The organism is Streptomyces sp. NRRL S-37 (assembly GCF_000721605.1).
In the GTDB taxonomy this organism is placed as follows: domain Bacteria; phylum Actinomycetota; class Actinomycetes; order Streptomycetales; family Streptomycetaceae; genus Streptomyces.
Window position 1 is genome coordinate 108,387 of sequence record NZ_JOIZ01000003.1, and the last position, 17,882, is coordinate 126,268.

At 73.0% G+C, this 17,882-nt stretch carries 12 protein-coding genes; 11 read left to right on the forward strand and 1 reads right to left on the reverse strand.

Annotation, left to right across the window (positions count from 1 at the left end; genetic code table 11):
- Window positions 1-3: 3 nt before the first annotated feature.
- A complete protein-coding gene (locus IH50_RS0104685; RefSeq protein ID WP_030857510.1) occupies window positions 4-1,494 on the forward strand; it encodes a glycoside hydrolase family 3 protein in 1,491 nt (496 codons plus the stop codon).
- Window positions 1,495-1,504: 10 nt separating this feature from the next.
- Here IH50_RS0104685 and IH50_RS0104690 read toward each other — a convergent pair whose 3' ends face one another.
- On the reverse strand, window positions 1,505-2,095 hold the full coding sequence (locus tag IH50_RS0104690; RefSeq protein ID WP_030857512.1) for a YdeI/OmpD-associated family protein: 591 nt from the start codon (window positions 2,093-2,095) through the stop codon (window positions 1,505-1,507).
- A 287-nt stretch (window positions 2,096-2,382) separates the two neighbouring features.
- Here IH50_RS0104690 and IH50_RS0104695 point away from each other — a divergent pair, with 287 nt between their 5' ends.
- The 10 genes from IH50_RS0104695 to fxsT all read left to right on the forward strand — a co-directional run bounded on the left by IH50_RS0104695 (window position 2,383) and on the right by fxsT (window position 17,857).
- Complete coding sequence (locus tag IH50_RS0104695; RefSeq protein ID WP_030857514.1) at window positions 2,383-2,778, forward strand: cell division protein SepF; 396 nt, start codon at window positions 2,383-2,385, stop codon at window positions 2,776-2,778.
- A gap of 75 nt (window positions 2,779-2,853) precedes the next feature.
- Window positions 2,854-4,035 (forward strand): biotin transporter BioY, encoded by a 1,182-nt coding sequence (locus IH50_RS0104700; protein WP_030857516.1) that lies wholly within the window; start codon window positions 2,854-2,856, stop codon window positions 4,033-4,035.
- Window positions 4,028-4,369, forward strand: a complete 342-nt coding sequence (locus IH50_RS0104705) for a nucleotide pyrophosphohydrolase (protein ID WP_030857518.1) — start codon at window positions 4,028-4,030, stop codon at window positions 4,367-4,369. Before IH50_RS0104700 ends, IH50_RS0104705 begins: the two co-directional genes overlap by 8 nt.
- A 181-nt stretch (window positions 4,370-4,550) precedes the next feature.
- Window positions 4,551-5,021 (forward strand): DUF6099 family protein, encoded by a 471-nt coding sequence (locus IH50_RS0104710; RefSeq protein ID WP_030857520.1) that lies wholly within the window; start codon window positions 4,551-4,553, stop codon window positions 5,019-5,021.
- A 325-nt stretch (window positions 5,022-5,346) separates the two neighbouring features.
- Window positions 5,347-6,270 carry an LLM class F420-dependent oxidoreductase gene (locus tag IH50_RS0104715; RefSeq protein ID WP_030857522.1) on the forward strand — a complete coding sequence of 308 codons (924 nt, stop codon included), beginning with the start codon at window positions 5,347-5,349 and terminating at the stop codon, window positions 6,268-6,270.
- A gap of 164 nt (window positions 6,271-6,434) precedes the next feature.
- On the forward strand, window positions 6,435-7,898 hold the full coding sequence (locus IH50_RS0104720) for a 3' terminal RNA ribose 2'-O-methyltransferase Hen1 (RefSeq protein ID WP_030857524.1): 1,464 nt from the start codon (window positions 6,435-6,437) through the stop codon (window positions 7,896-7,898).
- Complete coding sequence (locus IH50_RS0104725) at window positions 7,895-10,453, forward strand: polynucleotide kinase-phosphatase (protein ID WP_030857526.1); 2,559 nt, start codon at window positions 7,895-7,897, stop codon at window positions 10,451-10,453. Before IH50_RS0104720 ends, IH50_RS0104725 begins: the two co-directional genes overlap by 4 nt.
- A 151-nt stretch (window positions 10,454-10,604) precedes the next feature.
- Window positions 10,605-12,167 (forward strand): effector-associated domain 2-containing protein, encoded by a 1,563-nt coding sequence (locus IH50_RS0104730; protein ID WP_030857528.1) that lies wholly within the window; start codon window positions 10,605-10,607, stop codon window positions 12,165-12,167.
- The gene (locus IH50_RS0104735; RefSeq protein WP_030857530.1) at window positions 12,164-13,243 is read left to right on the forward strand and encodes an AAA family ATPase; all 1,080 of its coding nucleotides are present in this window, start codon (window positions 12,164-12,166) and stop codon (window positions 13,241-13,243) included. The genes IH50_RS0104730 and IH50_RS0104735 overlap by 4 nt, the downstream gene beginning before the upstream one ends.
- The gene (gene fxsT, locus IH50_RS0104740; RefSeq protein WP_030857533.1) at window positions 13,244-17,857 is read left to right on the forward strand and encodes an FxSxx-COOH system tetratricopeptide repeat protein; all 4,614 of its coding nucleotides are present in this window, start codon (window positions 13,244-13,246) and stop codon (window positions 17,855-17,857) included.
- Window positions 17,858-17,882 lie beyond the last annotated feature (25 nt).

Genomic DNA, 17,882 nt, shown 5'->3' on the forward strand with positions numbered 1-17,882 from the left:
CCGATGACGACCACCACCACCGGCACCGACACCCTCACCCGGGACGCGCTCGCCGTACTGCAGCCGGGCTTCGCCGGCACCACCGCGCCCGACTGGGTGCGCCGCCGGCTGGCCGAGGGCCTCGCCTCCGTCGCCCTCTTCGGCCGCAACGTCACCACCGCCGAGCAGGTCACCGCCCTCACCGCACAACTGCGGGCCGAACGCGACGACCTGCTGATCGCCATCGACGAGGAGTCCGGCGACGTCACCCGCCTGGAGGTCCGCACCGGCTCCTCCTTCCCCGGCAACCATGCCCTCGGCGCCGTCGACGACACCGACCTCACCCGCGGCGTCGCCCGCGAACTGGGCCGCCGGCTCGCCGAGTGCGGTGTCAACTTCGACTGGGCGCCGTCCGCCGACGTCAACGCCAACCCCGACAACCCGGTGATCGGCGTGCGCTCCTTCGGCGGCGACACCGCCCTGGTCGCCCGGCACACCGCCGCCTACGTCGAGGGCCTGCAGTCCACCGGCGTCGCCGCCTGCACCAAGCACTTCCCCGGCCACGGCGACACCAGCGTCGACTCCCACCACGCGATCCCGCACATCGACCTCGACGCCAAGACCCTCGACGAGCGCGAACTCCAGCCGTTCCGGGCGGCGATCGCGGCCGGCACCCGCGCCGTCATGAGCGCCCACATCCGCGTCCCGGTCCTCGACCCGGACCGCCCGGCCACGCTCTCCCGGCGCATCCTCACCGACCTGCTGCGCGGCGAACTCGGCTACGACGGCCTGATCGTCACCGACGGCATGGAGATGCGCGCCATCTCCGGCACCTACGGCCTCGAACAGGGAGTCGTCCTCGCCATCGCCGCCGGCGCCGACGCGATCTGCGTGGGCGGCGGGCTGTGCGACGAGGGCACCGTACAGAGCCTCCAGGACGCGCTGGTCGCCGCCGTACGCTCCGGCGAACTCCCGGAGGAGCGGCTCGCCGACGCCGCCGCCCGGGTGCGCGCCCTCGCCGACTGGACCGCGGGCGTACGACGCTCCCCGGCCGCGGCCGTCGCACCCGAGCCGGAGATCGGCCTCACGGCGGCCCGCCGCGCGGTCACCGTCACCCGCGCCGCCGGCCCCGCGCCGGTCACCGGACCGGTGTACGTGGCCACCTTCAACCCGGCCCCGAACATCGCCGTCGGCGACGAGACCCCGTGGGGCGTCGGCGCGGAGCTGGAACGGCTGCTGCCGGGCACCACCACCGGCCACTTCACCGGCCCCGACGCCGGCGAGCGGGCGCTCAAGGAGGCGGCCGGCCGGCGCGTCGTCGCCGTGGTCCGCGACGAGCACCGGCACCCGTGGATGCGCACGGCCCTGGACACCCTGCTCGCCGCCGACCCGTCCACCGTGATCGTGGAGATGGGCGTACCGCAGTCACCGCCGCGCGGCGCCGCGCACATCGCCACGTACGGCGCGGCGCGGGTGTGCGGTGTGGCGGGGGCGGAGGCGGTCGTCGCGGGCTGACCCGGCAGGTCTACGGGTAGATCTTCTCGCCCTTGGCGAGCATGGCGACGAACTTCTCGATCCGGGCCGCCCGGGTCTGCGGCCGCTTGGCCTCCTCGATCCGGTGCAGGATCGCGTACCGGTTGCGGCTGTCGAGGGTGCCGAAGAAGTCGGCGGCTCCGGGTGCCGCGTCCATCGCGGCCCGGAGGTCGTCGGGGACGGTCGCCGTGCTCTGGCTCGCGTACGCGGCCTCCCAGCGGCCGTCCGCCCGCGCCCGCTCCACCTCGCGCAGCCCGGACGGCCGCATGCGCCCCTGCTCGATGAGGTCGAGGGCCTTCTGCCGGTTGACCGCCGACCACCGGCTGCGCGCCCGGCGCGGGGTGAACCGCTGGAGCCAGTGGGTGTCGTCCAGCCCCCTCTTGTGCCCGTCGATCCAGCCGTAGCACAGCGCCGACTCCAGGGCGGTCGCGTAGTCGATCCCGGTGATCCCGGACCCCTTCTTCGGGATCCTCAGCCACGCCCCGTCGACGTCCCCCTGATGCTCCTCCAGCCACGCCTCCCAGTCCTCCTGCGTCTCGAAGGCGACAACGGGCCCCACCACACCATCCACTTCACCGGTCATACGCCCATGCAACCGGCCGGAGCGATCCAGGTCAACGCGTTCTCCGCAGCCGGCCCCTCGAGACGATCAGCCCCTCCGGCGCTTGAGGAGCGGGGGCCCGGGGGCAGCGCCCCCGGGGGGACGGGAACGGGAAGGGGCGGCGGGGGCGAAAAAACCCTGCGGCCCCCACGCCGCCGCCCCCCATGCCCCCCGCCGCCCCGATGGCGGAGCGTGTCACATTGGGCCGATCGGGTGACCATGCGTAAGAATTGCCCGATGCAGACAGCCAGCACCACAGGGGACGGAGCATGCCGGTGAACAGCCACGATGTCACCGACGAACAGTGGCAGGGCCTCGCTCAGGTCGTCCCACTCCGGGGCCGCGACGCATGGCCGTCCGCCGTAGGCCACCGCACCCTCCCCGAGGCCGGGACCGAGGCCCGCCGCCGCTTCGTCGTCCTGCGCGTGAACGTGTTCGCGGACGCCCGCGAGGTCGCCGAGACACTGATGTCCGGGATACCGGTCCTGCTGGACCTGACCGGCGCGGAGACGGACACCGCCAAACGCGTCCTCGACTTCAGCACGGGAGTCGTCTTCGGACTGGCCAGCGGAATGCACCGCGTCGACCGCAACGTCTTCCTGCTGACACCCGCCGGTACCGAGGTCACCGGCCTGATGGAAGGACTGGGAACGCCGGGGGCCTGAGCATGTCGTCCGATCGTGGGAAGGGACGCCGAGCGGAACGGTTCGCCTGACCGCGCGCCCCTTACCGTCCCGCACATGACCTCAGCCTCCCCGCCCCGCCCGGACACCACCCCGCCACCCGCGCCCCCGGGCGGCCGCCCCGCGCTCCCGCGGATCACCGAACTGCGGCTGTCCGCCTTCGCCGGGCACCGCGCCGTCCGGCTCCCGCTCGGTGCGCTCACCCTGCTCACCGGGCCCAGCGGAAGCGGCAAGACCAGCGCGCTGCGGGCGTACGAGGCGCTCGCCCGGCTCGGCGGCGGCGCCGAGCTGGGCGAGACGTTCCCGGAGCCCGGCGCCTGCGTGCCGGAGCGGGCCCGCGCCGACGCCCAGCACCGCCGCGGCTTCCGCATCGGCTGCACGGCCGACGGCCCCGAGGGACCGGTCCGGCTGGAGGTCGCCGTACAGGCCGAACCCGGGCTGCGGATCGTGGGGGAGCGGCTGACGGCGAACGGGGTGGTCCTCCTGGAGACCGCCCTGCGCGACCCCGGCCGGCGCACCGTACAGGCCGCCTGGCACACGGCCGGGGCCACCCCGGTGACCCGCGCCCCGCTGCCGGACGACCGGCTCGGCACCGCACTGCTGCCGCTGCGCGTCGCCGGCAAGACCCCCGGACAGCGCAGGGTGCTCGCCGCCGCCGAGCAGATGGTCGTCGCCCTGCGCTCCGTCTTCCCCTGCGACCCCCGCCCCGAACGGATGCGGGAACCCGTCCGGGTCGGCACCGGGCGGCTGCTCGGCGGCTGCGGCAACCTCGCCGACGTCCTGTGGCGCACCCGCGCCGAATGCGGACGCCGGCACGCCCTCCTCGTGGAGGCGGTGCGCGCCGGATGCGCCGGGCCGGTCACCGACCTGCTCGCCGAGCCGTACGACACCGGCCGCCTGGTCCGCGCCCTCCTCGACCGGGGCGACGGCACCCGTACCGACCTGCGCCGCCTCGGCGACGGCGAGCTGCGGTACACCGCCCTCGCCCTGGTGCTGCTCACCGGCCCCGGTGTGCTGGAGGTCGACGCGCCCGGCGAGGTCCCGGCCGCGCTCCAGACCCTCACGGTCCTCGCCGACGGACTGGACCGGGCGCTCGATCCGGGACAGCGGGGCGAACTGCTGCGCCTGGCGGCGCGGATGTGCGAGCGCGGGCACATCCGGCTGGTAGGCGCGGTGAGCGACGCCTCCTGGGCGGCGGGGGTGAGCGGAGTGACGGTGGTACACCTGGACCGTGACTGATCCGTACGACCTCACGGGGCTCCGGCACCGGCTCGCCGCGTTCGCCGCCGCGCGCGACTGGCAGCCGTACCACACGCCCAAGAACCTCGCCGCCGCGCTCAGTGTGGAGGCCTCCGAACTCCTCGAAATCTTCCAGTGGCTGACGCCCGAGGAGTCCGCCCGCGTCATGGACGACCCGGACTCCGCGCACCGCGTGAACGACGAGGTCGCCGATGTCCTCGCGTATCTGCTCCAGTTCTGCGAGGTGCTGGGCGTCGATCCGCTGGCCGCGCTGGCCGCGAAGATCGACCGCAACGAGCGCAGGTTCCCGGTGGGGGAGCCGCCCCAGGGGTGAGGAACCACCGACTCCGTTGTCACTCTCCGTATAAGAAAAGTGAACTCCGTTCGAATCGTTGTCCACAGATTTCGGTCTTCCTCTGGCTTTTTGTCTCACGTGCTCTCACTCTGGGTAGTGAACAAGGGAGTTCAACGGATGCGGACGCGTGGGCAGCGCGTCGGACAGACGGGGGCAGCGCATGGACGCTGTGCGGCTCATCGTGACAAGCAGGCGCGCCCTGGCCACGAGCGGCGGCGTACGGGAGCTGCTGACCGAGGTGTGGCAGGCGCAGGCCCTGGCGCAGGCGATAGGGAGCCGCCTCGCCGTCGCCGGCCCGCCCGAATTGCGGGGTGAGGCACTGGGGCTGACCGAGCTGGCGGGCCGTGGCTGCGGAGTGCTGGGCGCCCCGGACCTCGGCCCGGACGAACTGCGCGCGGCCCGGCTCACCGAGCTGGGCGAGACCCGCCCGGTCCTGATGCACCTCGGCGGTCTGCTCGGCGAGGTCGGCATCGCCCTGGTGGGGCTCGCCAGCTCGGCGGCCGACGAGGCGACCTACTGGCAGTGCGTGGAGGCCATCGACGCGGCGGACGAGTCCCGCGACCGCGTCCTGGAGATGCTCCGCAAACTGGCGGACCGCGACGCACACGTGCCGGAACGGGAGGCGGGCTGACACCGCGCACCGCACGGCCCGCACGGCCTGCTCCGTCGGCCCGGCCCGCACGGAACGGGCCTGTGCCGGCCGGGGACCCCGGCCCCCACGGGACTCTCCCGCCACCGACGGTGGCCTCCGGACACGCCTCCCGTCACGGCGTGGGCTCCGGGCACGCCCCGGACGCCCGGAGCGGGACGCCGGCCGGGTCCGGCCCGGAGGACGACGGCCTCCACCGGCACCGGTCGCGCCGCACCCCCGGCCCCGCCCGGTTCACCCGGTCGTGGACGGGGCGCCCCGGACCCGCGTGTGCGGCGGCCCGCCGCGGACCGTGCAGGATGGACCCATGGATCTTCGCATCTTCACCGAACCCCAGCAGGGCGCCACCTACGACACCCTCCTCACCGTCGCCAAGGCCACCGAGGACCTCGGCTTCGACGCCTTCTTCCGCTCCGACCACTACCTCAGCATGGGCTCAGGGGACGGCCTGCCCGGTCCCACCGACGCCTGGATCACCCTCGCCGGCCTCGCCCGCGAGACCAAGCGCATCCGGCTCGGCACCCTGATGACCGCCGCCACCTTCCGCCTTCCCGGCGTGCTCGCCATCCAGGTCGCCCAGGTCGACCAGATGTCCGGCGGCCGTGTCGAACTCGGCCTGGGCGCGGGCTGGTTCGAGGAGGAGCACAAGGCGTACGGCATCCCCTTCCCGAAGGAGAAGTTCGCCCGCCTCGAAGAGCAGCTGGAGATCGTCACCGGCCTGTGGGCCACCGAGACCGGCAAGACCTTCGACCACCACGGCACCCACTACGACCTCACCAAGTCCCCCGCGCTCCCCAAGCCGGCCCAGCCCAAGGTGCCGGTCCTCATCGGCGGCAACGGCGCGATCCGCACCCCCCGGCTGGCGGCCCGGTTCGCCGACGAGTTCAACATGCCCTTCGCCTCGGTCGAGGACACCGCGACGCAGTTCGGCCGGGTCCGCGACGCCGCCCGGGAGGCCGGCCGCGACCCGGGCGACCTCGTCTACTCCAACGCCCTCGTCGTCTGCGTCGGCAAGGACGACCAGGAGGTCGCCCGCCGCGCCGCCGCGATCGGCCGCGAGGCCGACGAACTCAAGGCCAACGGCCTGGCGGGCTCCCCGGCCGAGGTCGTCGACAAGATCGGCCGCTACGCCGAGACCGGCTGCGGCCGCATCTACCTCCAGGTCCTCGACCTGCACGACCTCGACCACCTGGAGCTGATCTCCGCCCAGGTCCAGTCCCAGCTGTCGTGACACCGGCTCCACGGGAACCGGGGCCGTCCGTGCACCACGGGCGGCCCCGCCGCATCCGCCGGTAAATTCCCGGAGCCTTCCCGGCCGTTCCCGGTACGTTGGCACCGTACGCCTGAACCCGGCGTGTATCCCCAGCTCAGAAGGCGTTTCGAGGTGTAACCACCGTGTTCCTGACGATCAGTACCACCGGCTCCGCCGAGCGCCCGGCGACCGACCTCGGTTTCCTGCTGCACAAGCATCCCGAGAAGGCGCAGGCGTTCTCCACGTCCTACGGCACGGCCCACGTCCTCTACCCCGAGGCGGACGCCGAGCGCTGCACGGCGGCGCTGCTGCTGGAGGTGGACGCGGTGGCACTGGTCCGGCGCGGCAAGGGCAAGGGCCGCGGAGGTGCCCCCGACGCGGCACTCGCCCAGTACGTCAACGACCGCCCGTACGCGGCGTCCTCCCTGCTCGCCGTCGCGCTGAGCGGCGTCTTCTCCAGCGCGATACGCGGTGTGTGCGCCGCCCGCCCGGAACTGCCGGACCAGCCGCGCCCGCTGCGCATCGAGGTGCCCGCGCTGCCCGCCCGCGGCGGCGCCGGACTCGTCCGCCGGCTCTTCGAGCCGCTCGGCTGGACGGTCACCGCCGAGCCCGTGGCCCTGGACGCCGAGTTCCCCGAGTGGGGCGACTCGCGGTACGTGCGCCTGGTCCTGGAGGCGGACACGCTCACCCTCGCCGAGGCCCTGCGCCACCTCTACGTCCTGCTCCCCGTCCTCGACGACGCCAAGCACTACTGGGTCGCCTCCGACGAGGTCGACAAGCTGCTGCGCGCCGGTGAGGGCTGGCTGCCCGCGCACCCGGAGCAGAAGCTGATCACCAGCCGCTACCTGTCCCGCCGCTGGTCGCTGACCCGCCAGGCCATGGAGCGCCTGGAGCTGGTCCGGCTGGCCGAGGCGGACGACAGCGACGTCGAGGAGATCGACAACGCCGTGGCCGAGGAGACCGAGTCCGAGGAGAAGCCGACCCCGCTCGCCGTGCGGCGCCGGGAGGCGATCCTCACCGCGCTCCGTGCCTCCGGCGCCTCCCGGGTGCTCGACCTCGGCTGCGGCCAGGGCCAGCTCGTCCAGGCACTGCTCAAGGACCCGTCCTTCACCGAGATCGTCGGCGTCGACGTGTCGATGCGGGCGCTCACCATCGCCTCCCGGCGGCTCAAGCTGGACCGCATGGGGGAGCGGCAGGCGGCGCGCGTCCAGCTCTTCCAGGGCTCGCTGGCGTACACCGACAAGCGGCTCAAGGGGTACGACGCCGCCGTGCTCAGCGAGGTGATCGAGCACCTCGACCCGCCCCGGCTGCCCGCCCTGGAGTACGCGGTGTTCGGCTCCGCCCGCCCCCGTACGGTCCTCGTGACCACCCCCAACGTCGAGTACAACGTGCGCTGGGAGACCCTCCCGGCCGGCCATGTCCGGCACGGCGACCACCGCTTCGAGTGGACCCGCGAGGAGTTCCGCGCCTGGGCGTACGCGGTCGCCGAACGGCACGGCTACGGCGTCGAGTTCGTACCCGTCGGACCGGACGACCCCGAGGTCGGACCGCCCACCCAGATGGCCGTGTTCACGGCCGGCACCGTGAAGGAGGCGAAGGCCGCATGACCACCACCCCCGGGACCCCGCAGCCGCGAGTCCGTACCCTGCCCGTCACCGACCTCTCCCTCGTGGTGCTCGTCGGCGCCTCCGGCTCGGGCAAGTCCACCTTCGCCCGCCGCCACTTCAAGCCGACCGAGGTCATCTCCTCCGACTTCTGCCGCGGTCTGGTCGCCGACGACGAGAACGACCAGAGCGCGTCGCGCGACGCCTTCGACGTGCTGCACTACATCGCCGGCAAGCGGCTGGCCGCCGGCCGCCGCACCGTCGTCGACGCGACCAACGTGCAGCAGGACGGCCGGCGGCAGCTGATCGAGCTGGCCAGGACGTACGACGTCCTGCCGATCGCCATCGTCCTCGACGTGCCCGAGCAGGTGTGCGCCGAGCGCAACGCCGCCCGCACCGACCGCGCCGACATGCCCCGCCGCGTCATCCAGCGCCACACCCGCGAACTCCGCCGCTCCCTGCGGCATCTGGAGCGCGAGGGGTTCCGCAAGGTGCACGTGCTGCGCGGAGTGGAGGAGGTGGACCACGCCACCGTCGTCACCGAGAAGCGCTTCAACGACCTCGCCCACCTCACCGGCCCCTTCGACATCATCGGCGACATCCACGGCTGCGCGTCCGAACTCGAGGCGCTGCTCGGCAAGCTGGGATACGCCGACGGCGTGCACCCCGAGGGCCGTACCGCCGTCTTCGTCGGCGACCTCGTCGACCGCGGCCCGGACAGCCCCGCCGTACTGCGCCGCGTGATGGCCATGGTGAAGGCGGGCGGCGCGCTGTGCGTGCCCGGCAACCACGAGAACAAGTTCGGCCGGTACCTCAAGGGCCGCAAGGTCCAGCACACCCACGGACTCGCCGAGACCATCGAGCAGATGGACGGCGAGAGCGAGGAGTTCCGCGCCGAGGTACGGGAGTTCATCGACGGACTGGTCAGCCACTACGTCCTCGACGGCGGCCGGCTGGTGGTCTGCCACGCCGGTCTGCCGGAGAAGTACCACGGCCGCACCTCCGGCCGGGTCCGCAGCCACGCCCTCTACGGCGACACCACCGGCGAGACCGACGAGTTCGGCCTGCCCGTGCGCTACCCGTGGGCGGAGGACTACCGCGGCCGCGCCGCCGTCGTCTACGGCCACACCCCGGTCCCGGAGGCCACCTGGCTCAACAACACCATCTGCCTGGACACCGGCGCCGTCTTCGGAGGCAAGCTCACCGCGCTGCGCTGGCCGGAGCGGGAACTGGTCGACGTACCGGCCGAGCGGGTCTGGTACGAACCGGCCCGCCCGCTGCGCACCGAGGCCCCCGGCGGCCACGAGGGCCGCCCGCTGGACCTGGCGGACGTGCACGGCCGCCGCTTCGTCGAGACCCGGCACCACGGCCGGATATCGATCCGCGAGGAGAACGCCGCCGCGGCCCTGGAGGTGATGAGCCGCTTCGCGATCGACCCGCGCCTGCTGCCGTACCTCCCGCCGACCATGGCACCCACCGCCACCTCGCACCTCGACGGCTACCTGGAGCACCCGGCCGAGGCGTTCGCCCAGTACGAGCGGGACGGCGTCGCCCGGGTCGTGTGCGAGGAGAAGCACATGGGCTCCCGCGCGGTCGCCCTGGTCTGCCGCGACGCCGACGTGGCCGCCAGGCGCTTCGGTACCACCGGCGGCGAGACCGGGTCCCTCTACACCCGCACCGGCCGCCCCTTCTTCGACGACACCTCCGTCACGGAGGAGATCCTCGGCCGGCTGCGCACCGCCGCCACCGAGGCCGGCCTCTGGGAGGAACTCGCCACCGACTGGCTGCTGCTGGACGCCGAACTGATGCCGTGGTCGCTGAAGGCGTCCGGGCTGCTGCGCTCCCAGTACGCGGCGGTCGGCGCCGCCTCCGGCGCGGTCTTCCCGGGCGCCCTGGCCGCCCTGGAGGGCGCCGCGGCCCGCGGTGTGGACGTCGGGGACCTGCTGGACCGCCAGCGCGAACGCGCCGGCTCCGCCGAGGCGTTCACCGACGCGTACCGCCGCTACTGCTGGACCACCGACGGCCTGGACGGCGTCCGCCTGGCCCCGTTCCAGATCCTCGCCGCCCAGGGCCGCAGCCTCGCCGCCCTGCCCCACGACGAACAGCTCGCCCTCATCGACCGCCTGGTCGAGCACGACACCACCGGCCTGCTGCGGACCACCCGCCGCCTCTACGTCGACACCGCCGACCCCGAGTCCGTGCGCGCCGGAGTCGACTGGTGGCTGGAGATGACCGGACGCGGCGGCGAGGGCATGGTCGTCAAACCGGTCGGCGCCCTGGTCCACGACGAGAAGGGCCGCCCGGTGCAGCCCGGCGTCAAGTGCCGGGGCCGCGAGTACCTGCGGATCATCTACGGTCCCGAGTACACCCGCCCGGAGAACCTGGCCCGCCTGCGCAACCGCTTCCTCAACCACAAGCGCTCCCTCGCCCTGCGCGAGTACGCCCTCGGCCTGGAGGCCCTGGACCGTCTCGCCGAGGGCGAGCCGCTGTGGCGCGTCCACGAGCCGGTCTTCGCCGTACTGGCCCTGGAGTCGGAGCCGGTGGACCCGCGGCTGTGACAGGCACGTGCCGCATCGGTGGTGAATGAATCCGGCCGAGTGCCACCCGCAAGGGGGACTCGGCCGGACTTCGTTCCTCCGTGCCTCCCAAGTCCCTGGTGAACCATCACTCGCCGTGCTAACTTCGCAGGCCGGTCAGGCGAACCGACTCATGGGGGACAAGTCGGTGGGGAGAGGCGAGGGTTTCGACGGCCCCGACGGCGGGGTGCCGCGCACGCAGGGTCTGGAACTGCTGTCCCGGCTCACCGGCGCCCTGTGCGAACTGAGCTGCATGGAGGACGCCCAGGGGCGTGTCCAGTTCGCGACCGTGCTCGGCGAACAGCTCGCCCGCACGGTCGACATACGCGGCGTACGGCTCCGCGAGGACGTCGTGGCCATGGTGCGTGCCGCGCTGGGCGTGGCGGGCGGCGAACGCGTGCTGGTGAACGTGGTGGAGCTTTTCGAAGGGGCCGCGCCGGCCGACGAACTCGACCGGCTGCTCCCCCCCGCCGCGCCGCCCCCGGCCACCGTCTCCCTCCCCGGTCCGCTCTCCGGTCACGACATCGGCACGGCCCACGCCCTGCTGGCCGACGCCAAGGGGGAGTTGTCCGCGGTACGGCTGCGGGACCGGCTCGCCGAGGAACTCAACGGCCTCTACCTGCCCGCCGGACTCTCGCCCGAACAGCTTCTGGCGCACACCCTGGAATGGAACGTGCAGCCGGACGGGTTACCACCCGCGGTGCTCCTGGTCGACGTGGCCGCCTCCCTCGCCGCGTCACCCGGTCACCGCGGAGCCCTCCTCAAATGGGTCGACGGCTGGGCGCAGCGCTCGGGCCTGACGGCGGCGGTGGCGCGGCACCGGAGCTCCCGCCGGAAGAGCGCCGACGATCCGGACATCCCCTGCTGTCTCATCGTCGCCGTGGAACCCGCTCGTGACGGCTCCGGCGACATCGTCGTCCGTCCCTGGCTGAACACCGTCCCCGGCCACTGGGACCCGCAGCCCGGTGAGCCGGCCGTCACCACCCTGGACGGCCTCGGGCAGGCCGTCGAGGACTCCCTCCGGCAGGGTGCCCGGCTCTGGTCCACCCCGGCCGACCAGGACCCGGCCGGGCGCGAACAGCCGACGTACGTCGAGTTCGTCCTCCCGTACGACCTCCTCAACCACGACGTCGCGGGATTGAGATTCAGGACCGGCCACGGCCGGCCGCTGCCGCTCGCCCTGAAGTACGGGGTACACCTGCGCAGTCTGGAGCGGATGCGCACCGACGACGCGATGGTCCGGCGGCAATGGCGCGACCGCTGGCACAGACTGCGGCAGCACGGTGTCACGGTGCACGGCTGGACGGGCGCCGACGCCCAGCGGCTCGAGGCCTGGCAGACCGCGCTCGCCGGGGAGACCGGACGCACCGCCGTGGTCCTCGACGCACCCGCCGACACGCCCGCCCTGGAGGCGCTCAAGGCCGCCATCGCGGAAGGCATCTCCCTCGCCATATGGGACCGTCGGGGCGCCTTCGTCGAGGAGCGGCGCGAGGTCGTCACCGCGGTGTTCGCCTCCGTACCGATCGCGGCGCAGATCCCCATGGCCATCCACCGGCTGCGCAGGAAAGCCGTCGATCCCGCGCAGAGCCCCGATCTGCTCGGGCGCCATATCGCCTTTTTCTGGGACGATCCGACACGACTGGTCGACATCCACACCGACGACGGCGATCTCGCCAACGAGGAGGCACCGGCATGACCGCGCAGGAGGAGCAGACGGTCCCGGACGGCTGGCGGATCTTCCATGCCACGGGCCGGTCTCCCGCCGACGCCGTGGAACTGCCCGAGCCCCCGCCCTGGCGCCGGTTCGGCGGCGACCCGCTCCAGCCCGCCCCGCCCGACGATCCGGACGGGGCACAGCGCAGGCTGGGCCCCGACGGGATCGCCCCGCAGCTGGGTTCCGAGGAGATCGACACCGTCAACGCCGCGTTACTGCTGCGTCGGCCGCTGCTGATCACGGGGCCTCCTGGCATCGGCAAGTCCACCCTCGCTTATCTGATCGCGCGGGAGCTGGGGCTCGGCCGGGTGCTGGAGTGGAACATCGTCAGCCGCACCACCCTGCGCGACGGCCTGTACGTCCATGACGCGATGGGGCGCGCCCAGGCCATCGCCGCCTGGCAGGCGGGGCTGCGGGACGCGGTGGCACCCGGTGCCGACGGGGCGGAGGACACCGGGAGTTCTCTGACCGATCGTCAAAATGCGCCTCTGCTAGGTGATTTCATCACGCTCGGGCCACTGGGGACCGCTCTGCTGCCCTACCATCGTCCCCGTGTGCTTCTTGTCGACGAGCTCGACAAGAGCGACATCGACCTGCCGAACGACCTGTTGCACGTCTTGGAGAACGGAAGCTATGACGTCCCGGAGCTGGTCCGTGACGCCGCCGACACCGCGAGCGTCCACACCAGCGACCCCGGAGTCCGTGCCGTACTGCGGCAGGGGCGGGTCGAGTGCCGGGAGTTCCCCGTCGTGGTGATCACCAGCAACGGGGAACGGGAGTTCCCGGCCGCGTTCCGCAGGCGCTGCCTGCCCCTGGAGCTCCGTACACCCACCCGCGAACAGCTCCTCGCCATGGTCGACCGGCATCTCGGGCGGAGCGCGCGGCACGGCGAGGACCTGGTGGACCTGTTCCTCCAGCGCGTCCGGGCCGGGGGCACACACTCCCTGGACCAGTTACTCAACGCTGTCCAGATCACTACCATGGGTGGTTTCCAGGTCGACGGGAACGGGCGTAAGCTCGTGGAAATGCTGCTCCGCGACCTCGCGAAGGGCCGCTGAATGGACAACGGCTTTCCCAGGGAGCGCGCATCCGGACCCGGCGACGGCGGATCCGAATCAGGGGCATCGCCTCCTTCGGAGTTCCCCGAGTCCGTCGCATGCGCGAGTGAGGTCAAAGGCTCCGCCGCCGCTGCCCCGCCCCGGCACGTTCTGACCCATGACCAGCCGTTCCCCCGGCCGGACGGCGAGGACCGGGAGGCACCGCGGTGGCAGGAGGTCGCCGACGCGGTGTGGCTCGCCGCGTACTGGAACCGTCACGGCGGCCCCGCCGGTGCGGGACCGCAAGCAGCGCCGGACCCGGACGCCCCTCCGGCCGCGGGCGCCGCGAAAACGGCCACGACACCCCGCACCGAGGACGAACCGGAACCCGCGACGCCCTCCGGGCATACGGATTCAGCCGATCTCGCGGCCGGCTCCGGTCTTCCCGCGCCCCTCGCGCAGCTCCCGCCCGGCCGGCCCGGTACCCCGGGCCGCGTCGGACCCGCCGCCTCCGCGGACGCGGCCGGAGCCCCCGCACCGGCGCGTGAGCCGCTCCTCGTCGGCGGCGGGCTCTTACCGCATCCCGAGGGCGCCGCCACCCTCCACGTCGGCCGCCCCCTGCTGCCCGACGCCAACCTGCCGCGGTACGGGCCCGGCCACCGCACCGCCCTGCTCGCCCGCGCCCTGCACCGGCTCGCCCGCCGCGTACCCTCCCGCGACACCCTGGAGCTCGACGAGGAGACCACCGCCGAGCAAGGGCTCGCCGACGGCATGTGGATGCCGTTCCTCCGCCCCGCCCGTACGTCCGCGTTCGACCTGGTGCTGCTCGCCGACGACGCGCCCACCATGAGGATCTGGGAAGAGACGGTGGCCGGCCTCGCCGAGGCCGCCGAGCACAGCGGTGCCTTCCGCAGCGTCCGCACCCTCAGGGCCACCCTCCCGCGGACCGGGTCCGCCGCCCTGCGCTGGGCCAGCGGCGGGGCTGTCGCGGATCCGTCCGAGCTTTTCGACGGACGGGGCGGCCGGATCTTCCTCGCCGTCACCGACGGACTCGCCCACGGCTGGGCCGCCCCCGCCGCCGACGTCCTGCTGAGCCGGCTCGCCCGCTCCGGCCCGACCGCACTGGTCCATCTGCTCCCGCCCCACCTCCGCCACCGCACCTCGCTCTACCCCCACCCGGCGGTCCTGGAGGCCGGTGGCTTCGGCACGCCCAACGACTGCCTCGGGCACGGGGCGCCACCAGGCGGTGCCAACCCCCTGCGCCCGCTGCCCGAGGTGGCCGACGACTTCCTGCCCGTCCCGGTGCTCTCCCTCAAACCCGGCTCCGTCGCCGCCTGGGCCGACCTCGTGACCGGCGAGCGGGGAGTACGCCGTGACCTGCCCGTCGTCCTCGCGGGCACCCTCACCAAAGGGACGCCCGCCCCCGGTCTGCGCGCCCCGCGCCTCCCGCGCGCCGCGGCCGCCGCCGTACGCCGCTTCCTGACGCTCGCCACGCCCGCGGCGCGCCGTCTCGCCGCTCAACTGGCCGCCGTCCCCTTCGAGTTCGACCTGGTGGAACAGCTACGGCGCCGGGTCATGCCGGAGACCGGCCCCGACCACCTCGCCGAGATCCTCATGGGCGGACTGATCGACTGGGACGGCGGGGGCCAGGGCCGCCCCGATTTCGCCGACGGCGTCCGTGAGGCATTGCTGGCCACCACCACCCGGTCCCAACTCGCGCGTACCGTCAGTGTGGTGGGCGACCTGCCGGCCGCCGGCGAGCGGGGCGTCGCACTGCGCGCCGCGCTGCACGACCCGGTCGGCGCCACGTTGCCCGATCCGGCCGAGCCCGGCTGGCGGCGCAGTGAACTCGCCGTGATGCGGGCCCTCTCGGGTCCCTACTCCGAACGGGCGAACCGCATCGAACCCGATGTCTCCAGGCTCCTGCCCCACGCGGCCGAACGGGTGTCCGCGGAACCATCCGGAAGCGTGAAAGACCCGGAGGGCGGCGAGTTCCCCGACGACCAGGACGGGAGGCATCCAGCGTCGGACGTTCGCGTCACACCTGGAGACACCGTGCCGAGCCTGGTGACCGAGATCCCAAACGAAGCCCCGGAGGCTGAGCCGCTCATGCAGAGCACCACGACCGCACCGCCGGCCATCATGGTGAACGTTCCCCTCAGGAACACCTCGTTCGTCGGCCGCCAGGCGCTGCTGAGGGCCGTGGAGGAGCAGCTCGAGGCCCAGGACACCGCGGCCGTGCTGCCGCACGCGCTGCACGGCCTCGGCGGCGTGGGCAAGTCCCAGCTGGCCCTGGAGTACATCTACACCCACCAGCACAGCCACAACGTGATCTGCTGGATCCCCGCGGAGCGGGAGAGCCTCATCCTCGCGGCGCTGTCCAGTCTCGCCACCCGGCTGGGCGTCGCCCAGCCGGGGCAGGAGGGCACCGCCAACACGTCGGTCCAGGCCGTCCTGGACGCGCTGCGCTCCGGTGAGCCCTACGACAAATGGCTGCTGGTCTTCGACAACGCCGAGGACATCGAGGTGGTCCGCCGGTACTTCCCGGCCAGCGGCCCCGGCAAGGTCATCGTCACCTCACGGAACCGGTCCTGGGAACGGGTGGCGACCCCGCTCCCGGTGAGCGTGTTCGAGCGCGAGGAGTCCGTCGAGCTGCTCCAGAAGCGCTCTCCCGACCTCTCGGCCCAGGACGCCGACCGCCTCGCCGACGCCCTCGGCGACCTGCCGCTCGCGGTGGAGCAGGCCGGTGCCTGGCGAGCGGTCACCGGCATGCTCGTCGACGAGTACCTCACCCTGCTCGCCGAACGCAGCCCCGAGATCCTCGACCTCGACCCCGCTCCCGACTACCCGGTCTCCGTCGCCGCCGCCTGGGACATCTCGCTGGAGCGGATCAAGGAGAACAACCCCGGCGCCCGCCAGCTCCTCGACATCTGCGCCAGCATGGCCCCCGAGCCCATTCCGCGGTCCATGCTGCGCGGCGGCCGGGGCGTCAACATCACGCCCGAGGTGGACCCGCTGCTGCGGGAGTCGATCAAACTCAACCGGGCCATCCGCGACCTCAACCAGTTCTCCTTGGTCAAGACGGACCCCCGGACCGACACCCTGCAGATGCACCGCCTGCTGCAGACGGTGCTTCTCGCCAAGCTCGACCAGGAGCAGCGCGGCCGGATGAGGGACGCCGCCCACCAGTTGCTCTCCGCCGCCAAACCGGGCCACTACGCCTCGTCGCGCGAATGGCCCGCCTACCAGGCGCTGCTGCCGCACATCCTCACCTCCCAGGCGGTCACCAGCTCCGACACCTATGTGCGGGAACTCGTCTCCGACACCGTGTTCTTCCTCTACTACTGGGGTGACCACGAAGGGGCCGCGAACCTCGGCCGCCAGGCGTACAACGCCTGGCTCGCCGCCTCCGGCGAGGAGGACAACCACGTCATCCGCATCACGAAGATCTTCGCCTTCGCCCTGCGCCAGATCGGCCAGATCGGCGAGTCCATCCCGCTGACCGAGAAGGCCCTGGAGGTCTCCCGGCGTCTCGAGGCCGTGCTCGAGCCCGAGGACCTCATCGACTCCTTGTGCGAGATGGCCGACGCACGCCGTTACCAGGGTCGGTTCGCGGAGGCACGGGACCTCGGCAAGGAGGCCACCGAGCTGGCGCGTTCCATGTTCGGTCCCGAGGACCCGATCACCCTGCGGGCCACCCACAGCTGGGGGGTCGACCTGCGGCTGTGCGGGCAGTTCGACGAGGCGCTGCCCCTGGACCAGGAGAACGCCCGGCAGCGTGAACACATGTTCGGCCCCGACAACCTCCTCACGCTCAACACCCTCAACGGCCTCTCCATCGACATGCGGGAGAGCGGCGACTACCCGGGCGCCCGGAGCTTCCAGGAGGACGTCTACCGCAGGGCCAGCGAAACCTTGGGCGAACAGCGCCCGCTCACCCTGCGCGTGGCCCGCAACCTCGCCGTCTGCTACCGCCGGGACGGGGCGCTCGACGAGGCGCTGAAGCTCTCGGAGGAGACCCTGCGCCGCTTCGTCGCCCGCTACGGCCCCGTTCACGCGGACTCGCTCTCCACGGCGATCAACCTCTGCGTCGACCGGCGCCTCGCCGGAAGCTCCGACGACCTCGAGAAGTCGCGTGAGCTCGGCGAGGAGACCGCGCGGGGCTACGCGTCGCTGCTGGGCGAGGACCACGCGTACACCTTGCTGGCCAAGGCGAACCTCGCCGCCACCCTGCGCATGATGGGCGCCGTGGACAGCGCCGCGGAACTGGAGGACGACGCCTCCCGCAGACTGGTGGCCACCCTGGGACCCGAGCACGTGATGACCCGGACCGTCGACATCGGCCGGGCCAACACCGCCTACGCACGGCTGGACTTCGACCGCGCGTACGAGATCGACGAGGCCAATCTGGCGGGGCTCACCGTGGTCGCCGGCGCGGAACACCCGCTGACCCTGTCCTGCACCGCGAACCTCGCTCTCGACCTGCGCGGTCTCGGCCGGGGCGCGGAGGCGGACCAGATGAAGAGCAAGGCGGTGGAGGGCTTCACCCGGGTGGTCCGCGCCGGCCACCCCTGGCTGGAGGCGGCCCGCCTGAACCACCGTATCGAGTGCGACATCGCCCCCATGCCGCTGTAGCGGGGGCGCGGGCCGGCCGGAGCGG